This window comes from Solibacillus sp. FSL K6-1126 (genome assembly GCF_038003445.1).
In the GTDB taxonomy this organism is placed as follows: Bacteria; Bacillota; Bacilli; order Bacillales_A; family Planococcaceae; genus Solibacillus; species Solibacillus silvestris.
On record NZ_JBBOPD010000001.1, the window covers coordinates 3,355,644 to 3,374,062 of the forward strand.

Below are 18,419 nucleotides of genomic sequence, written 5' to 3' on the forward strand. Positions count from 1 at the left end.
ATGGCTATGACAATGCCAAAAGTAAAAAGGGGGATCTCCAATGCCTGTTTACAACAAACTAGTACGCGACTTAATACCACAAATCATTGAAAAATCTGGTAGTAAATTCACTACACGTATCCTACAATCTTCTGAATATTTGACAGAAATTAAGAAGAAACTTGAAGAGGAGGTGCATGAATATCAAAAGACTACTAATAATCAAGAAGCCTTAGAGGAACTAGCTGACATTTTGGAACTAATCCATGCTGCCCTCCCTATTCATGAAGCCACTTTTGAAGATCTTGAAAAAATTCGGGTTGCTAAGAAAGAAAAGCGTGGTGGATTTGAGCAAGGGATTTATTTGGTAGAGGTTGATGATGAGTAATTTAAGACTCATTACATCTAACCTTGATGAATTTATAAAACTATTCCAATTCAATTCAACCATTCCCTTGAATAAAGAAACACTATGAACTTATAGGGCTGTCTATAAGCATGCAAATTAGACTGTTCCTTTGAGTAAGAAATGGAGCGAATCAGAAGAACAGGAAGCTATATTCGGACCAACGAGCGGTGAATCATTAGCTCATGAAAGTCAAAAATCTTATCAACTAATATTAAGGAGTGTAACAATGGCCATCCCTACATATGAAAAATTTATGTATCCTCTTCTTGGCTGTTTAAAAGACAGACAAGAACATACATTAAGCGAACTAAATGAATCACTTATTCAACATTTCAATTTAACAAAAGAAGATTTGGAAGAAATGATTCCTAGTGGTAAGAAAAGTTTATTTGGCAACCGTTTTGGTTGGGCTAGAACTTACTTGAAGAATGCCGGACTAATAGAAAGTCCACGAAGAACAGTGTTTAGAATAACGGATAGAGGCTTATCTATTATTAACGATCCTACCATTACATATATTAATGATTCAGTATTAAAACAGTTTCCTGAATATCTAGCTTTCAAAAAAGGGTCTTCTTCAAGTGCTGATAATCAAAATGAAGCAGCAAATACCGATACATCAAAAACACCTCTAGAACTTCTAACTGAAAATTACTCCCTCATTAAACAGGCCGTCCAAGAGGATATACTCGAAAAAATTATGAACAACTCTCCCCAATTCTTCGAGCAGTTAATTGTCGATTTAGTTGTCGCAATGGGTTATGGCGGTTCCGTTGCAGATGCAGGTAAAGCTGTCGGAAAATCCGGTGATGGCGGAATTGACGGGGTTATTAAAGAAGACATTCTCGGTTTGGATAAAATTTATTTACAAGGCAAACGCTGGAGCAACCCGGTATCACGCCCTGACATCCAAGCATTTGTTGGCAGCCTTGTTGGGTTTAAAGCGAATAAAGGAATCTTCATTACAACTTCTCGCTTTACAAAAGAAGCCTTTGATTACGCAGAAGGTATCGACAAATCGCTAATCTTAATTGATGGCCAGCGATTAACAGATTTATTATTTGAATTTAACGTTGGTGTATCTAACGAACAAACTTTTACTATTAAACGAATTGATTTGGATTATTTTGAGGAAATGTAAGGTTAGAAAATAAAACATATTAACAATTGAAGAGCAACAATCTTTACGAAAACAGCCAAACAAAAAGTAATGCTGCCCAGAAATAATTTACTGAGCAGCATTTCGCGCTTAGAAGACAGAATAATCAGTCTTTAGAAATTATACTAAGTTAATCGTTTCCCCGATGTTGTTACACGTACTTCTTTATTACCTTCTGCTTCAATTTCGATATTCGCTTTCGGCATTGTTAATAAAATTAGGATACCGACAACTAAAATAATTGCTAATGCAAACATACCTGTTTCTAAAACAAACATACCTAAAATTGTTGGACCTACGAATCCACCAAGTGCTGCAAATGAGTTAACAAGTGCAATTCCTACTGGTGCTGTTGACTCGGTGAAGAAGAATGTTAAATAAGCAAAGAAACTGCCCGTGAAGCCGTATAGTCCTGCTGAAGCTAGTGACAACATGGCAACCATTGGCCATAGAGTCGTAGCGAGTGCACAACCTACGAAACCAACTGTAGCAATAAGCAAACATACTACTAGATGCTGTTTATGCTTTCCTGTCCGGTCAGCGTTAAGCCCGGTAAAGATAATGGCAGGAATACCGACTAACGATGGTAACATAGCCATCCAACCAATTTCCATATTCGTTGTCGTGACTGCAGAGAGTGATTTAATGATTGTTGGTACCCAGAACGATAGACCATATACACCTGTATAGCCGGCAAAATAGAAAAGTGCTAATTTCCAAACCGTTGCATCCTTTAACATTGCTAGTTTAGACGGCTTATTGAGCCTTAATGCCTTTTGTCGCTCTACATTTAATTCGCCTTCCAACCAATTTATTTCTTCCTGTGTCAGCCATTTCGCTTTACTTGGACGATCTGTTAAATAAACTAATGTAATCACACCTAAAACTAATGCTGGAATCCCTTCCAAAATAAACATCCAGCGCCAGCCTTCTAAACTTGCCCAAGCAACGTTATCAATAATCCAGGCTGATAATGGAGCACCGATTAATCCTCCAATCGGCAAGGCTAATAATAAAACTGCTGTTGCTTTACCACGCTCGCGTTCGCGGAACCAATAGGTTAAATATAAAATAATACCAGGAAAGAATCCGGCTTCCGCAACACCTAGTAAAAAGCGTAAAATGTAAAGATGTGTAGCTGATTGCGCAAATCCAGTCAGAATAACAATGATTCCCCAAGAAAGCATTATACGCGCAATCCAAATTCTTGCCCCTACTTTATGCATAATCATATTACTAGGAACTTCAAAGAAGAAGTAACCGATAAAGAAGATACCCGATAATAACCCAAAGACTTCAGCAGTTAATGCTAAATCAGCGTTCATTTCTAACGCAGCAAACCCTAAATTTACACGATCTAAGTAGGCAATGATATACAGGATTAAAATAAACGGTAAAATACGAGTCATCGTTTTTTTCGTCGTCTGTTTCGCTAAAGCGCTTTCATTCATAGCTTTACCCCCATATCTAATTGAATTTTTAACCGGTCTTGCAATTGTTCAATCGTAAGGTCACCTAACAATTCCTTTACAATTACTTTTTCGTCCTCAAATTCAAATACCGCGTATTCAGTTACAAGCATCTCTATCCTGCGTATACCGCTTCTCGGATAAGTTAAGCTTTCTACAATTTTTGGCTCGCCATCTTTTGTAAACAAAGTTGCGGCTGCAATTACCTTTTTGGCACCTACTACTAAATCCATTGCTCCACCTACACCTAAAATCGGTTGCCCCGGTACAGACCAATTGGCAATTTCACCAAAACGATTCACCTGTAAAATTCCTAATACAGCTACATCGATATGGCCCCCTCGGATCATCGCAAAAGAATCGGCACTACTGAAAAACGATGCATCTTTTGTAATCGTAACAGGTTCTTTTCCTGCAGATATTAAATCTGCATCAATCTGATTTTCTGATGGTGGTGGTCCCATTCCTAATAAACCATTCTCTGATTGTAGATAGACATCTTTTCCTTCAATGTAAGAAGTCACTAACGTAGGAATTCCGATGCCCAAATTCACGATTTGACCATCTTGCAACTCCTGCGCAATACGTTTAGCGATAACTGTACGTGGATCAAACGCTGACATAGCGATCCCCCTCTTTCACATAGTTAGACTGCACAATATAATCTACATAAACATGTGGTGTAACAATTGCTTCAGGATCTAATTCGCCTACCTCTAAAATTTCATCAACCTCCACGATGACCGTTTCAGCAGCAGTTGCCATCATAGGATTAAAGTTTCTGGCAGTTGTATGATAAATTAGATTTCCTAATCGATCGGCTGCTTTTGCACGAATTATTGCCACATCGCCCTTGATTGCTTTTTCAAAAATATACGTTTCTCCATCTATAACTCGCTCTTCTTTATTGATTGCCAACTCGGTGCCTACAGCCGTTTTCGTATAGAAGCCACCAATTCCCGCGCCTCCACAACGAATGGCCTCCGCTAATGTACCCTGTGGTAAAAGTTCAATATCTAGCTTACCTTCCGACCAAGCAATAACTGCCTCTCTGTTCATTGTAAAAAATGAACCAATTGCCTTTTCAATCTTCCCTTGTAAAAACAGTTTGTGTAAACCGATCCCATGATCCCCTAAATTATTGCTAACTACATGCAATCCCTTCACATCGGTTTCAGCCATTTGATCAATAATTGTTAATGGTGCGCCTGACAATCCGAATCCCCCTGCTAAAATAACCTGATTGTCCTTGAATAACCCACTTAGTTCTGAAAGATTTTGGATGACTTTGTTTTTCAATTTTAACCCCCCTCATCTTATTAACTAGACTGCAGTCTAATTTTACAATAGAATAAAAGAGAAGTAAATGTATAAAGGGTGATTTAATTGATTAAAAGAGAAAATAAAATACATAAAACAGAAAATAAAAGGGAATTCATCATAAGGATTGCCATGCAGTTGTTTAAAGAAAAAGGATATAAAAATGTCAGTGTCGATGAAATTGTACAAGCCTGTAATTCATCCAAAGGTTCGTTTTACCATCACTTTAAGTCAAAGGCTGAAATTTTAAATGAGCACTTTGCCTTGGCAGATAAGTATTATGAACAATTGTATAATGATCTACCAATACAATTATCACCAAAAAGGCGATTACAGCTCTTTTTAGAGAACGTATTTATTTATTTAGAAGAAACGTTTGGGCGTGAGTTTTTATCCGTAGTTTACTCTACTTCTTTAGAATCTGAAGCTCATTTATATTTCAGGAATCCTAACCGTAAATTATTTATGTTATTTGAAGCATTAATTACCGAGGTTATTGAAGCAAGCCCATCAAAACCTGCGTTATCACTTAAACAATTAAAACTCGCCTTTACCCAACTCGCAATGGGCGTCATTTATCATTGGTGTACCTTCCCAGAAGATCAGTCTCTCCAAGAAAGTGGTGCGAGTGCATTACAGCATTATTTAAATGGCTTTTCGTAAAGATTTAAAAATAAACAAAGGACAACCCAAACTCCTTGGATTGTCCTTTGTTATTTGTTGTATGGCACTCTATCTCAAATACTACTCTCTCAACCCTTGCCAGCTTTGCACATAGTGTATACCTACCCCGCTATAATAACGGTTTTTAGCATAATGGCTTGCCACTTGATCGAGTACTTGATTCATCTTGATTTCACCTTCAGCGGCAAATGTTATATATGGCTCGTATGGGAAAGGCATTGTTTCAACACCAATAACAACCGGAGTTTGATACTTCTTTGCATAACTCATTTCATTTTTTGTAATGCTCTTTAGTGCGGCAACTGTATTGCGATAGGCCATGATGGAGACGCCGTCTGTATTCGCAATCATCCACTCTGCCAAGTTCCCTTCACCAAATTGGTTATAATATAGCACTTCATCATACCAGAATGGGATATCCGCCTCTAACCTTAGTTCTGTACAGCGTACTTTATAGAGGGCGTGTTGTATTAATTCTTGATACTGACTGACTGCAAGGTTTCGATTCTGTTCCCATAATGCAGATAAATAAGGCTCTACATCTAAATGGACTGCTGTAAATTTCGATGCAGGATATTCCTGATGGTATTGACTGATCCACGCCCAGAACGCATCAAAATTTGCTGTATTCCAATAAGAACCGCCATCCAGTGCCTGCACTTCAATATTTGCTTCGCGCATCCTGTTAATAAAGGCTGCGTACATATCATTCGGTATTGCTGGATCAATCTGCAAATAAACGGTCGTTACTTCTTTTTCTATTAGAAACTGGATTGTTTGCTCATCTGTAATCGTATGGGTATGCCAAAGCCAAGTTGATTTTGTATTATTTTGCTGTGCCTGTGCATCGTTCATTATAAAAATGACTCCTAACATCATAAAAGCAGCGATTATTTTTTTCATTTACATTCCCCATGTTCATTCGTAGTTGTTATTTTTAGTATAAATCATTGCACTTGTCAGAAGAAAGTATATTTCAAGAATTCTGTGAACTCTGGATCTCATGCAACGTTAAAAAAGTAAGCTCGCTGCGTTTTCGTCGCAGCGAGCTTGATAGATAGAATAAAACTTAATCTTATTTCAGCAATTTATCCAAAACAACAGCCGCCTGTGCACGTGTCAACGATTGCTTCGGGTGAAACCCATTGTTCGTTCCTGTCATAATGCCGGCTGCTTTCAGTGAGGCAACGGCTTCCTTCGCATAAGCGGAAATATCCACTTCGTCCGTATAGACAGGCGCTTCAGCTGCTGTGATCTGTCCAGCCGCCTTCAACGCTTTGTAGACCGCTACGGCGAATTCTTCACGCGTAATAGGTTTTGCTGCGCCGAATACTTTGTTGTTTAATGGACTGATGAACTGATTTGCCACTGCCCATGAAACAGCATCTTCTGTTGCAGATGCTTTTACATCATTGAAATTCGTAATGTTACTTGCCGGTGTACCCGCCAAACGGTGCAGCACCAATGCGGCATGTGAACGGCTAAACGGCTTGTTTGGCACGAATGTTGTCTCATTTACCCCTTTAAATAAACCGCGCTTTGTTACGTTTGCAATAGCATCTTTATCCGGATGATTTTCAACGTCTTTAAATGCGATCGGATTGTCCAATACATTCAACACCGTTACCGTTCCACTCACTTCATGGCCGACGATTAGCTGCGGCTTGTCTTCCTTCGTAATGACGGCCATTCCTTCTGGGGAAACATCTCCTGCGATGTCATCCGAAAAATCCCGTAAGTTCAAATAGTCTACAAATTTTGCGCTTGCTGGATTTGTGATGTTGTACATCATGACACCACCGATGCGCTCGAGTCCGATGTAGGCAAAGATTTCATCACCTACTTTGCCGATCTTTACATCTTCCGGCTCGGGTCCTTTTTTACCGCTGCGATTATCAAGTTTCACGTTCGTATTACTTGCGTTGAAATGTTCGGGATGGTGCTGTGCTGTCATCGTTTCAAAATCACTGCCGCTATCGAACACGACATCCATTGTCTCAGCATCAAAGATAGTAAATGAACGTGCACCGAAAATATAGTCCTGCCCTTCTACAAAACCGTCGTAGCCAGACGTATCATATGTCACAATTTCTTCGTCTGTTTCGATTTCATTCAAATGGAAGTTTTCGCTGTCTTCCTCACCCCATTCGCGTCCATCGCCTTCATTGGCCGTGACGAGATAATCTTTGCCGTTAATCGTCACTGTTGCCATTCCATCGGGCATATAGATACCGAAGTAGTTTTCATTTTTAATCTCAATTTTGCCGTCTTTCATTAAGTCGATTTCATTGCCGGGCTTGCTGTGGTCTTTGAAGCCAAGCCCTTTCACAGACACCACTTCATTTGATGTTAAGTCAATTGTGGCAACGGCATTGTTTTCCTGTAACGCGACATACGCCATTGTGCTCGCTTCATTAACTGCTATGTATTCCGGCTCCAGATCTTTAGAAGGCTTTGTATTTTTCTTTAAAATGACATTGTCCGCAACGAGCTCAGCACGTTTTTCTGCTGTATCGAATGCTTCAAAGAAAAGCGTTTCTGCTGTTAATGCGTCAAAGCCGTTTGCTGTATTAATAACAGAAATGCTGCCTTTCGGGTCAACAATTTCCGAACCATAGCCTTCACGCGGCTCCCCCTCATTTGCTGTTAAAAGCTTCGTCCCGTCCGTTGTGAATGTAATATTGTCCGGCTGAATGCCTACTTTTGTCGCGCCAAGAAGCTTGCCATCCCCCGTTAGTACAACAGCATAACCGGCAGTATTGTAGCCTTTTGCCTGTACCGACACCGCAATTACATTTTCTTTCGGGTGTACCGTAATGCTTGTTAAATCACCGTATTCAAATGTTTGGTCGAATCTGGCAATTGTTTTGGCGATATCGATCGAAAGGAAAGGCTTTAACGTCATGGCCTCATCTTTTGTATAGTTGAGTGAGATTGCTTCGATTTTCTTCGTTTCGCCATTTACGATATACGTTGCATGGGTGTGCGGGTTATACACAACAATTTCGGTGGTACCACCGTCTTCATTTTGAACACCGGAATCATAACGTGCATCTAAACTTAACGTAGCTTCTGCGACAATAGCAGGCGTAGTGACCGCCGCTCCAAGAAGAGCCGCAGCTAGTAATTTCTTAGACATAGACAACATTCCACCTTTACATTTTTTCTTAGTGTAAGGGTGGAATATTAAGTTCATATGAATTAATTGTAAGAGATTGTAAGTATTATTATCACCGCATGTAATTAAAGGCCGGGAAAGTAGAAAGTTCCGGCTTAAAAGTAGAAAGGACTGACGCAAAAGTAGAACTCTGCGTCATGAATATAGAACGAGGACTGGTGAAAGTGGAACAAAACGGCTCTAAAGTAGAAGGCTTCGGGATAAGTAGAAGATACAAGCTTGAAAGTTGAACAGTTCGCTCCGAAAGTAGAACTTAGTACCTTATTGTAGAAAGTAAATTGAGAAAAGCGTAACAAAGCAGTCGCTCTTTTGAAGTAAGCTGCATAATTTCCCCAAAAACAAGTACCAATTTCTAATTGTTTCATATGATTTATATGAAAGGGGGAGAAGGTTATCGTCTATACGGAAACGATTGATCTTCAGGGTCATTTATTTACTGCGGTAACGGTTCAATTACCTAAAACAACATTGCTGACAATTTCGAATGAGCATGGCTACATTATGTGCGGTGCACTCGATGTTGGTCTGTTAAATGAAAAGTTGTCCGATCGCAAAATCATTGCGGGTCGTGCAGTAGGTGTTCGAACGATCGATGACTTACTTAAAGCGCCACTAGAATCCGTGACATACGAAGCAAGAGCGTACGGTATTGAAGAAGGTATGATTGGCGAAGAAGCATTATTAAAAATGATTTAGTTACATTGTAAGCTCTCAGGTGATGAGTTCCACCCCAAAAAAAGTTCCATGCAAAAAACCGCTCTTTCAATTTCTTGAAAAAGCGGTCTATCTATTTTTATTGACGTGATTACGTACAATTAGATTGCTTTATTATAATAGGAAGCTTTTGACCCTTTACTTCTTTTCACGGCTAGAAGCTCTTCTAATTTTTGAATATATTCACGGTCTGCCGATATTCTTGTAAGGCTTGTTAATAAATATGGTCTTAATCCGGAATTGATTTTTTGGCAACGCGCAAGATTGATCAAATACTTGGCCATCTTAAATGACTTTAAGTGCGTATGTCCATTTTTAAATTCCTTCTTCGTATTGACGACCATAAATTCCTGCTTGCGCCCTTTATAAAAAGGAATAATAATAAACTCATCTTTTTTGAAAATTTGATTCATATTATCCTCATCCTTTTCGAATATATTCAAAAACGACCTTTCACATACGGAGAAATAGTGATCACCCCGTTTCTCTTAATGCCCCTCCCGCCTCTCCTTTTTATTGGCCTTACTTTTCCTTACCCTATTTACCGGTTACTTTATTCCAAGTTTCATTCAAAAAGCACTTTTTTAGTTATTATTAACAATTCGAATACGTTTTTACATTTAGTTAATATAGGATATTACGGAGGGAATGCAAATGACAGGACAATTGCTTGCATTTCACTGAATTTTCTGTAAAATTAAATCAAGTTCTATTCATTCCCCGAATGTTTTGGTCGCACATAACATTTTCAGCGGATTGGATAGGGCTTTTCTTTATGATTTCTTTACTTACTCAATAAAACAAAATAGTTCCGCTTATTTGGTACTTTACTGGTAAAACAAATGGAATAGACTGAAAAACTCCATTTATTTCTATGGAATACCGAATTCATAAAAAAGGCGACATTAAAAGTTCCTGTCACTTTAAATGTAGCCCGTTTACGTAATTTTATTTTACGAATTTCATGTCTTGAAGATTTTTCTACTTGGCTACTAAAAGCGCTGCCGCTTCCTCCAACGTCACCATATTTGTAATCATCGAACATGCTGCATCTAGAATCGGGAATGCTAGTGCAGCACCCGAACCTTCTCCAAGTCTCATATTCATATGCAGCATTGGCTCTAATCCTAGAAGCTCAGCTGCAATTTTTGCACCCGGCTCTTCCGATAAATGTGACGGAATCAAATACGCTTTCACATTCGGATTTAACTTAGAGGCGATTAATGCGGAAACCGTTGAAATGTACCCGTCAACAACGACCGGTACACGATTTGCTGCAGCTGCAAGGAAGATTCCGGCCATCCCGCAAATTTCCAGTCCGCCTACTTTTGCTACAACATCAATCGGATCTTCGGCGTTTGGCTCGTTCAAGGTAATCGCTTTTCGAATGACTTCGGCTTTATATTCGATACCGCCAGCTCCGACACCAGCTCCAAAGCCCGTTACTGCCAGCGGATCACAGCCGTGAAGCACTGAAAGCACCGCAGCACTCGGTGTCGTATTCCCGATACCCATTTCCCCGGTACCAATGAGATTGATACCATTTTGGATCGCTTCTGTTGCGACTTCAATTCCTACTTCAATCGCTTGAATCGCTTCTTCTCGGGTCATTGCTGGACCTTTCGCCATATTGTCTGTCCCGTATTTGACCTTTTTAATGATTACCCCAGCATCTTGAGGTAAATCTTCTTTTACACCGATATCTACCGGAATGACTTGTGCATTCGAAATTTTCGCAATCGTACACATCCCTGTCGTCCCTTTCGGAAATGATAATGTTTGGAAAACCGTTGTACTTTGCGGATTTGGCGTTACGCCCTCCTCATACACCCCGTGATCCGCAGCCATGACGATCACCGCTTTATTATCGATTCTAGGCGCAAGGTCACCCGTAATTGTGGCGATTTGCAGAGCTAGTGATTCGAGCTTCCCTAGGCTTTGTGGTGGTTTGGCTAAAGAGTCTATGTACGTACGTGCTTTTTCTTCCATTTTTCGGTCGATTCCTTGAATCTGATCAATTGTTTGCTGTAATAATTGCATGTTTCGTTTCCCCTATCTAAATGTATTTTTGACAATAAAAATAGCCTGCAGTTTATTCGATAACAAATAAACTACAGACATATCCAGTGTCTATAAATAGTAAGCATACTTAGGCAGGTCTCCTGGCTCAGATTCACAATTTCATAGCCCCTTCCCAGAATGTAAATCCAGTGGGTTTTGCTATGCAACTCCTCTATACAGTGTTGGGATTACGCTAAAGCTTTTCACTTTATTCCCTATTCTCCCTTAACGGGCACCTAATGCTTGATGAATTTAACATTACTTTATGACGAATGGCTTTTTTCGTCAAGGATGATTTTCAATAAGCAGGAATTAAAACGCTTTCTGATTCAGAATTCCTTAAATATAAAAAAAGTCCACCTCCTGAAAATGTTGACTCATCAGAAATAATAATACGTTCGGGTTTTGTTTCTTTAATATTCTTAACGTCGAGAAATGCAGAGGTTGGTAATGTGCATGCGAAATGAGTACGATATCAATATCCGGTAAGGTAATTCATCTAATAAATACTTTTCTGAATTTTCCCTTTTATCTCAATGAAGTTTCATGTATACTAATATAAAATTGAATAGAAATAACTAGGGGAGTCCAATAAGTTGGGCTGAGAATGAAACACGTTGAAGTTTCTTGACTCTTGGGACCTGATCTGGATCATACCAGCGTGGGGAAGTTAGCATCGTATTATAGTAATACTACTTCTGTATACATATTAGCCGGGTCCGACCATTTATTGGACACCGGCTTTTTTATGTACTTCATAAGCTTTTTTAAGCTCCTCACTGTTGTGCTCTATCTCTTGTCCTTATATTCAAAAAAGGAGAGATTTATTATGTCAATGTCACCATCTTCATTAAACGAACAAAGTATTTCCATTATGTCTAACTTTTCAGGTAGCAATAAAGTATATGTAACAGGCTCTAGACCTGACATTAAGGTTCCAATGCGTGAAATCGTGTTAAGCCCGACAACTGGTACGTTTGGAGAAGAGGAAAATCCTCCAGTACGTGTGTATGACACCAGCGGACCTTATACAGACCCTGATTATTCTGTCGATATTACAAAAGGTCTCCCTGCCCTTCGCAGTACATGGATTCAAGAACGTGGCGATGTGGAGGAATATGATGGTCGTGAAATTAAGCCTGAGGATAATGGTTATAAAGATAAAAACGATCCTCGTACTAATCATAACGTGTTTCCTGGTTTAAAGCGGAAACCGTTACGGGCTAAAAAAGGGAAAAATATTACACAACTTCATTATGCACGAAAAGGAATTATCACGCCTGAAATGGAATTTATCGCAATTAGAGAAAATATGAAACCTGAATTCGTACGGGATGAAGTTGCAAAGGGTCGAGCGATTATTCCTTCTAATATCAACCATCCAGAATCAGAGCCCATGATAATAGGTCGTAACTTTCATGTAAAAATTAACGCGAATATTGGCAATTCTGCTGTTTCATCTTCCATCGAAGAAGAGGTTGAAAAAATGACATGGGCAACACGTTGGGGTGCTGATAATATTATGGACCTATCAACAGGTAAAAACATTCACACAACACGGGAATGGATTATTCGAAATTCGGCTGTTCCTGTCGGTACCGTACCTATTTATCAAGCACTAGAAAAAGTAAATGGTGTTGCTGAAGACCTAACATGGGAGGTTTACCGTGATACATTGATTGAACAAGCCGAACAAGGGGTGGATTACTTCACCATTCATGCTGGTGTTCTTTTACGGTATGTTCCGTTAACAGCAAAACGTTTAACAGGTATTGTATCCCGAGGTGGATCTATTATGGCGCAATGGTGTCTTCACCACCATAAAGAAAATTTTTTATATACTCACTTTGAAGAAATCTGTGAAATCATGAAAACTTATGATGTTTCATTCTCTTTAGGGGATGGCTTACGTCCTGGTTCCATTGCAGATGCCAATGATGAAGCTCAATTTGCGGAATTAGAAACTCTTGGAGAACTAACAAAAATTGCTTGGGAGCATGATGTACAGGTTATGGTTGAAGGACCGGGACACGTGCCAATGCACCTTATAAAAGAAAACATGGACAAACAACTGGAAGTTTGTAAGGAAGCTCCTTTCTATACTTTAGGCCCTCTTACAACTGATATAGCTCCTGGCTATGATCACATTACATCTGCTATTGGAGCTGCAATGATTGGTTGGTATGGGACAGCGATGCTTTGTTATGTAACGCCAAAAGAACATTTAGGTTTACCGAATAGAGATGATGTTCGTGTAGGGGTTGTCACTTATAAAATTGCTGCACATGCTGCTGATTTGGCAAAAGGGCATCCAGGAGCACATAAAAGAGATGATGCCTTATCAAAAGCTCGTTTTGAATTCCGTTGGAGAGATCAGTTTAATTTATCTTTAGATCCTGAACGTGCAATCGAATATCATGATGAAACTTTACCTGCTGAAGGTGCAAAGACAGCACATTTCTGTTCTATGTGTGGACCTAAATTTTGCAGTATGAGAATCTCTCAAGATATTCGTAATTTTGCAAAAGAAAAAGAACTTGATACGAAGGAAGCTATTGAAATAGGTATGAAAGAAAAAGCTGAACAGTTTAAGCAATCTGGTGGTAACATATATCAGTAACTTTCTTAAGGGGGCATTAGGATGAAGGTCGGAAAAATTGAAGAGGAAATTAATCAGCTCAAAACTCACCTTGCTGTTTTGGAGAAAAGTTTAAAAGAAATCCAGCAAAATTGTGATCATCATTTTAAAGGAAATCAATATCATGAAAAATGTATCAAGTGTAATAAAGTAAATGTTTTATATTATTAGTAAATAAAAAGTGTCATAAGAAATAAGAGATTCCATAAAAACCTTGCCTTAATTATTTTGTTAAGGCAAGGTTTTTTAACTTTAACAAGTAAAGATAGTTTAGAGGGTGAATTTTGTCGTGCCATCTCCTTCTGGAAATGCTGGATCAATCTTTTCATTGAGGGCCATTTCTTCCTTTTCAATTTCGTTTTGCCTGCCTCAACATACAAAACACGGCAATAATCCTTTTTCCGAATATGAAAATCACAAATTTGAATTCTGCTGTTCTGCGCTGATGATAATCTTTCAAAGCGTTTAACAAACCACCAATTACATTCGAAAGGTCTCCCCGATCGCTAACGATTTTAATTGTTCATTTTCTAAATTCGCATCTTGCCAATGAAAATGCAGCCGGTCTATCGCTTCCTTTGGCGTCTCATCTGCCAGCATATACGCACCGTAATGCATCGGGATGAATACTTTTGCTCCGACATCACAAAACGCCTGGATTGCTTCTTCCGGTGTCACGTGGGATGCATGCATAAACCATTCCGGATCATATGCACCGATTGGCATTAGCGCTGTATGTATGTTGAAGCGTTCGCCAATATCTTTGAATCCCGGAAAATACCCGCTGTCTCCAGCGTAATAAATGCTTTGCGCATCTGACGCCGTTTGCAGTACAAATCCGCCCCAATGCGATGTATTCGTATCCCAAAGCATGCGTCTTGTCCAATGCTGAGCGGGAACGAAATGAATTTCAAGCGGTCCTGCCTCATGCTTTTCGTACCATGAAAGTTCGATAAAATGGTGCAGCTTGTGACGCTTCATTAAATAACCGAGCCCTTCTGGAATGATCAATAGGAGATTGGGATTTCGTTTTTTCAGCTTTTTTAGCGTCGGTATGTTCAGGTGATCATAATGTGCGTGCGATATAAGTACGATATCAATTTCTGGCAGCTCATCTAACCGTAATCCCGGCTCGGTTAACCGTTTCGCCACACCCATCCAAAATGCCCAAACCGGGTCTGTTAAGATATTGAGCCCTTCTTTTTGGACTAAAAAGGTTGAGTGGCCAATCCACGTAACAGACTGCTCCGTACGGTTATTTTTTAGAAACGCAATCTGCTTTTCTTCACACTGCGGTACTTCATAATCGACGACTTTCTTTTGCTTTGACCGCTGCCACTTCAGCACATCTTTAAATGTCCCGAGCCGATCATTTTGATCTAAATTGGAAAAGCGTTTTCTCATCGCAGCACTCTCCTACTTCTTAAAAGCTTAATTATATAAATTTCTACTATGATCAACCTGCTTTGGTTTCATTAATATCCTTGCATAAAGGTAAACCAAAAAACTCACCCATGTCCCGAGGCCAGTAAAGTTGTTTGAAACTGGAATCGTTGAAGCGATATTTAAAATGCTCACAATATTTAATGTGTAAAATACTAGAATTCCAAATAACGAAGCTGTCATCACTTTATTTTTTCTTGCCATTTGTTTACGGAACAGCGCACTGCCAACGCCGTTTCCACTATGCTTTGTCTCTTTAATTTGTTTAATTAAAGCATAAATTAAACATGCAATAATGATTCCAACTACTGCAAATCCGATCATTTCATCCATTTTAATTATCCCCGTTTCACTGATCTCCCGAATAAAATTCCTTTATTTTATTCGGCAAGATTTTATTCATAATGATTCCTGCCAAAGCCAAGCCAATCAAAATCACTCCAATTTCCAAAAGGTTTTTTAACCATGTGATTTCAATCATATCCGTTATGTTTGATCCACCTATAATGATGAAAACAGCTCCAGCCCATGCCAATAAAAAACCTGAACCAAATTGTAGCCATTCCTTTTTTGACAGCTGTTTAAAAGTCGCCCTATATTTATAAAATTTCCTAATCGCAAAGATTAACAAAAACCCTGATAGAATATAACCAATCATCACAATCCCCCTGATTTAAATTGTTTATGTATGACGATCCAGCGAGTCTGTTCTTTTAAAATGTTTGATTGTTGCGCATAACGAGACGATAAACAAAAACGAAATCAGAATAAAAGAAATCACCGCTAACCACTTAGCAACGATTGAAGTCGCATTAATAGTAAGCTGGATATTTTTTAACAAAAAACCTGCACAAATAATTTGAGCTATGATTAAGCTAAAACATATAGTAATCGCCTTTGAATTCTCTTGTGCCATAACCGCTCTCCAATTTAGTTATTATTTTACTATGCTAACATATTCTCCTAACACCAGGTAGTATGGAATCCGGCTCATAAAACTCGCCGCGCCTTTCAACAAATAAAAAAACCAGCATGAATTTCTCCATGCCGGTTTCACTCAAATCAATTAAGTATTTCCTTACTCGTTCCATACACTTTCACACGGTTACGTCCTTCTTCCTTCGCCGCATATAAAGCGGTATCTGCTTTATGCAACAGCTTATACAGTGTCTCTTCTGTCCAGTCTTTCACTTCCGCAACACCGATACTTAACGTAGCCGAAAGATTACCCGCTTCCGTCATGAGTGGTGCCTTTTCAACGGCACCCCGAAGTCGGTCGGCTATTGTTATACCCTCAGCTTCTTTATATCCCTTCAGTGCAATGACGAATTCTTCCCCGCCATAACGAGCAAAGAAATGCCCTTCCTGCAATTGTGTTTGGCAAACCTTCACGACATGTACGAGCAGTTGGTCCCCAACATGATGCCCATACGTATCATTCACTCGTTTAAAATAATCGATATCCATCAAGAGAACCGTAAATGGCAAACCTGTTTCTCTAGCTGCCTCAAAATCCTGTTCACATTGCTGTATAAATGCGCGCCGGTTATAAATCTTAGTCAGCTCATCATTATATGCCTGCTGCTCCAATTTTTCCTGCAGCCTTTTGATCTCGGTAATATCCGTAAAAACTAACAACAACCCTTTTCTATTTCTTGCTTGATCTAATGAAGTAATCCTGACTTGATAAATCCGTTCCATCCCTTCAGAACATAACTTTATTTCTTGGGTGGCGATTCCATCGGTAACTAATTTGAATGGCAGAGCCTCCCCAGTCTGCTCCTTCCAAAACTTCACAAAGTTATTGCCGAACATCGATTTGTTCAAATTCGGCATCATCGCTTTTGATGCTTGATTGAACTCGATGAGACGGTTCGATTCATCCAGTACGATGGCTCCATCATTGATACTATTATAGATCGTATCTTTCGCAATCGGCATAATCCGAAACAGCCGAGATGAGTTAATCGCCCATAAATATAATAATGAAGAAAGCCATAAAATCATCGGTACCGGATCAACTCCTGCCGGTGTGAGTCCGTTCAAATAAAGAAAAGCCGTCAGCGTCGGAACTAGCTGACCAAACATTAACGCGATCAATTGTGGACGGTATGCCTTCCCCGTTTCCTTCCAATGAGAGAGCAACAGTAAAAAGGCGACAAACATGCTGGCAAATGTGTAAACACCGTGCACCATATACCATATGCCAATTTCCTGGTAAACGAAAGGTGCTCCTAAATTCGGGTCCAACTCAAATACGCGATAATGAAGATGATGCCAGTGATTTGTCGCTACCATAATAATTGTAATAAACGGAATAAGAAGTATGAGCATGCTTCTTCTAAACGACAGCTTAAATCCTAAATAGCTCATGACATACAATAAGCCTAATGTTGCTGACGTAGGCATCCCGATGTAGAGAATGGTGTTCCAAAAACTGATTTGTTCAAGCGTCGTTGATATTAAAGTCATAGCCGAAGCAAAACAGTAAATGCTAATGGCAGCTGTATAGAAAATAAAATAATTTGCGATATTCGTATATTTATGACGTTTGCTAAAGGCATAAAGACATAAGTACAAATTCAATACGCCTGACGTACAAACAAGCGTAATATACATGGTCAATTGCGAACCCATTATTGGTTTACCCTCTCTTACTTAACACTTTTTCCTTATAATGTAGCACATTATAAAAAATAAATGGATATTTTATTGATATAATAATTGTAGAATTAGGGGCTTTCGTACCAAGATACGGAAATTTCTTCCTGTCCTTTAACGACTTGAATTTGCACCCAGCTTTATGCGCGTTAATTTAATTGCATTTTTTCAATACGCGCTGCTTGAATACGTTTGCCAATGATGCCATATACAATTGTCATCAACACAACACTAGCGACCATCACTGAAATACTAGGAACAATAAACGCTTTACTCATGGAGAAAATGACTTCTGTACGGAACCAGCTTTGGAACGGTATACCAAGACCTAAAAGTACAGCGAAGAATCCGATTTTTACCAAAATATGCTTTCCTTTCATTTTACCAATCATCGCATTAATCATTAAACGTAATAACGCCAACCCTGATCCAACAAAAAAGAATGTTACTAAATATCCTTTCACCGCTTCATCTAAAATAAGTGCTTTCCCTAAAAATCCGATTAATATAATACTAGCAATTGCCATTAATAGTTTTGATAATTTACTCATTGTTTGCTTCCTCCTCAAAATTGAACACATTGTTCATTTCTATGATTAAATTGTAAGATGGATGGGTGGATGAAGCAATGTACAAGATTGAACACATTGTTTATTTTCGTTAAATATCTCTCACTACTTCTATTTTCAAATGAAGTTCACAAA

The 18,419-nt window shown here is 39.0% G+C and carries 19 protein-coding genes and 2 riboswitches; of the genes, 6 read left to right on the forward strand and 13 right to left on the reverse strand.

Features of this window, described 5'->3' with window-relative positions; all coding sequences use genetic code 11:
* The first annotated feature begins 40 nt into the window (after positions 1 to 40).
* Together MHH44_RS16710 and MHH44_RS16715 are read left to right on the forward strand one after the other, a co-directional pair.
* A complete protein-coding gene (locus MHH44_RS16710) occupies positions 41 to 367 on the forward strand; it encodes a nucleoside triphosphate pyrophosphohydrolase (protein ID WP_340799099.1) in 327 nt (108 codons plus the stop codon).
* Between the two features lie 130 nt (positions 368 to 497).
* Positions 498 to 1,529: a restriction endonuclease gene (locus tag MHH44_RS16715; RefSeq protein ID WP_340799100.1), complete on the forward strand. Its 1,032-nt coding sequence runs from the start codon at positions 498 to 500 to the stop codon at positions 1,527 to 1,529.
* A 143-nt stretch (positions 1,530 to 1,672) separates the two neighbouring features.
* Here MHH44_RS16715 and MHH44_RS16720 read toward each other — a convergent pair whose 3' ends face one another.
* From MHH44_RS16720 to MHH44_RS16730, 3 genes are read right to left on the reverse strand one after another with little or no spacing between them, the layout of a single operon-like run.
* Entirely contained in the window at positions 1,673 to 2,998 is a 1,326-nt protein-coding gene (locus MHH44_RS16720; protein ID WP_008405295.1) for an MFS transporter, read from the reverse strand.
* Positions 2,995 to 3,639, reverse strand: a complete 645-nt coding sequence (locus MHH44_RS16725) for a 3-oxoacid CoA-transferase subunit B (RefSeq protein WP_340799101.1) — start codon at positions 3,637 to 3,639, stop codon at positions 2,995 to 2,997. Before MHH44_RS16725 ends, MHH44_RS16720 begins: the two co-directional genes overlap by 4 nt.
* Entirely contained in the window at positions 3,626 to 4,315 is a 690-nt protein-coding gene (locus MHH44_RS16730) for a CoA transferase subunit A (protein ID WP_008405297.1), read from the reverse strand. Before MHH44_RS16730 ends, MHH44_RS16725 begins: the two co-directional genes overlap by 14 nt.
* An 87-nt stretch (positions 4,316 to 4,402) precedes the next feature.
* Here MHH44_RS16730 and MHH44_RS16735 point away from each other — a divergent pair, with 87 nt between their 5' ends.
* Entirely contained in the window at positions 4,403 to 4,999 is a 597-nt protein-coding gene (locus MHH44_RS16735; protein ID WP_039966730.1) for a TetR/AcrR family transcriptional regulator, read from the forward strand.
* Between the two features lie 81 nt (positions 5,000 to 5,080).
* On the opposite strand, the gene MHH44_RS16740 is transcribed toward MHH44_RS16735, so the two are convergent.
* Both MHH44_RS16740 and MHH44_RS16745 read right to left on the reverse strand, forming a co-directional pair.
* Positions 5,081 to 5,923: a hypothetical protein gene (locus MHH44_RS16740; RefSeq protein WP_340799102.1), complete on the reverse strand. Its 843-nt coding sequence runs from the start codon at positions 5,921 to 5,923 to the stop codon at positions 5,081 to 5,083.
* Positions 5,924 to 6,095: 172 nt separating this feature from the next.
* Entirely contained in the window at positions 6,096 to 8,159 is a 2,064-nt protein-coding gene (locus MHH44_RS16745; protein WP_340799103.1) for a choice-of-anchor I family protein, read from the reverse strand.
* A gap of 432 nt (positions 8,160 to 8,591) precedes the next feature.
* Between MHH44_RS16745 and MHH44_RS16750 the strand changes: the two genes are divergently transcribed.
* Positions 8,592 to 8,894, forward strand: a complete 303-nt coding sequence (locus MHH44_RS16750; protein WP_039966734.1) for a YunC family protein — start codon at positions 8,592 to 8,594, stop codon at positions 8,892 to 8,894.
* A 119-nt stretch (positions 8,895 to 9,013) separates the two neighbouring features.
* Here MHH44_RS16750 and MHH44_RS16755 read toward each other — a convergent pair whose 3' ends face one another.
* Together MHH44_RS16755 and cobT are read right to left on the reverse strand one after the other, a co-directional pair.
* Positions 9,014 to 9,325: a hypothetical protein gene (locus tag MHH44_RS16755; RefSeq protein ID WP_008405307.1), complete on the reverse strand. Its 312-nt coding sequence runs from the start codon at positions 9,323 to 9,325 to the stop codon at positions 9,014 to 9,016.
* Positions 9,326 to 9,893: 568 nt separating this feature from the next.
* The gene (cobT, locus tag MHH44_RS16760; RefSeq protein WP_340799104.1) at positions 9,894 to 10,952 is read right to left on the reverse strand and encodes a nicotinate-nucleotide--dimethylbenzimidazole phosphoribosyltransferase; all 1,059 of its coding nucleotides are present in this window, start codon (positions 10,950 to 10,952) and stop codon (positions 9,894 to 9,896) included.
* Positions 10,953 to 11,047: 95 nt separating this feature from the next.
* Positions 11,048 to 11,228: riboswitch (cobalamin riboswitch) on the reverse strand.
* Positions 11,229 to 11,543: 315 nt separating this feature from the next.
* A riboswitch (TPP riboswitch) is annotated at positions 11,544 to 11,658 on the forward strand.
* A gap of 150 nt (positions 11,659 to 11,808) precedes the next feature.
* Between cobT and thiC the strand changes: the two genes are divergently transcribed.
* Together thiC and MHH44_RS16770 are read left to right on the forward strand one after the other, a co-directional pair.
* Positions 11,809 to 13,593: a phosphomethylpyrimidine synthase ThiC gene (thiC, locus tag MHH44_RS16765; RefSeq protein ID WP_340799527.1), complete on the forward strand. Its 1,785-nt coding sequence runs from the start codon at positions 11,809 to 11,811 to the stop codon at positions 13,591 to 13,593.
* A gap of 21 nt (positions 13,594 to 13,614) precedes the next feature.
* Entirely contained in the window at positions 13,615 to 13,782 is a 168-nt protein-coding gene (locus MHH44_RS16770; protein WP_065216839.1) for a serine protease, read from the forward strand.
* Between the two features lie 309 nt (positions 13,783 to 14,091).
* Here the strand turns inward: MHH44_RS16770 and MHH44_RS16775 are convergent, their stop codons facing one another.
* The 6 genes from MHH44_RS16775 to MHH44_RS16800 all read right to left on the reverse strand — a co-directional run bounded on the left by MHH44_RS16775 (position 14,092) and on the right by MHH44_RS16800 (position 18,266).
* Positions 14,092 to 15,015: an MBL fold metallo-hydrolase gene (locus MHH44_RS16775; protein ID WP_340799105.1), complete on the reverse strand. Its 924-nt coding sequence runs from the start codon at positions 15,013 to 15,015 to the stop codon at positions 14,092 to 14,094.
* A gap of 27 nt (positions 15,016 to 15,042) precedes the next feature.
* On the reverse strand, positions 15,043 to 15,387 hold the full coding sequence (locus MHH44_RS16780) for a 4-aminobutyrate aminotransferase (RefSeq protein ID WP_087617730.1): 345 nt from the start codon (positions 15,385 to 15,387) through the stop codon (positions 15,043 to 15,045).
* A gap of 16 nt (positions 15,388 to 15,403) precedes the next feature.
* Positions 15,404 to 15,712 carry a hypothetical protein gene (locus tag MHH44_RS16785; protein WP_340799106.1) on the reverse strand — a complete coding sequence of 103 codons (309 nt, stop codon included), beginning with the start codon at positions 15,710 to 15,712 and terminating at the stop codon, positions 15,404 to 15,406.
* 24 nt (positions 15,713 to 15,736) lie between these two features.
* Positions 15,737 to 15,970, reverse strand: a complete 234-nt coding sequence (locus MHH44_RS16790; RefSeq protein WP_340799107.1) for a hypothetical protein — start codon at positions 15,968 to 15,970, stop codon at positions 15,737 to 15,739.
* 146 nt (positions 15,971 to 16,116) lie between these two features.
* Positions 16,117 to 17,691: a histidine kinase N-terminal 7TM domain-containing diguanylate cyclase gene (locus tag MHH44_RS16795; RefSeq protein ID WP_340799108.1), complete on the reverse strand. Its 1,575-nt coding sequence runs from the start codon at positions 17,689 to 17,691 to the stop codon at positions 16,117 to 16,119.
* 173 nt (positions 17,692 to 17,864) lie between these two features.
* Complete coding sequence (locus MHH44_RS16800; protein WP_340799109.1) at positions 17,865 to 18,266, reverse strand: MFS transporter permease; 402 nt, start codon at positions 18,264 to 18,266, stop codon at positions 17,865 to 17,867.
* Positions 18,267 to 18,419 lie beyond the last annotated feature (153 nt).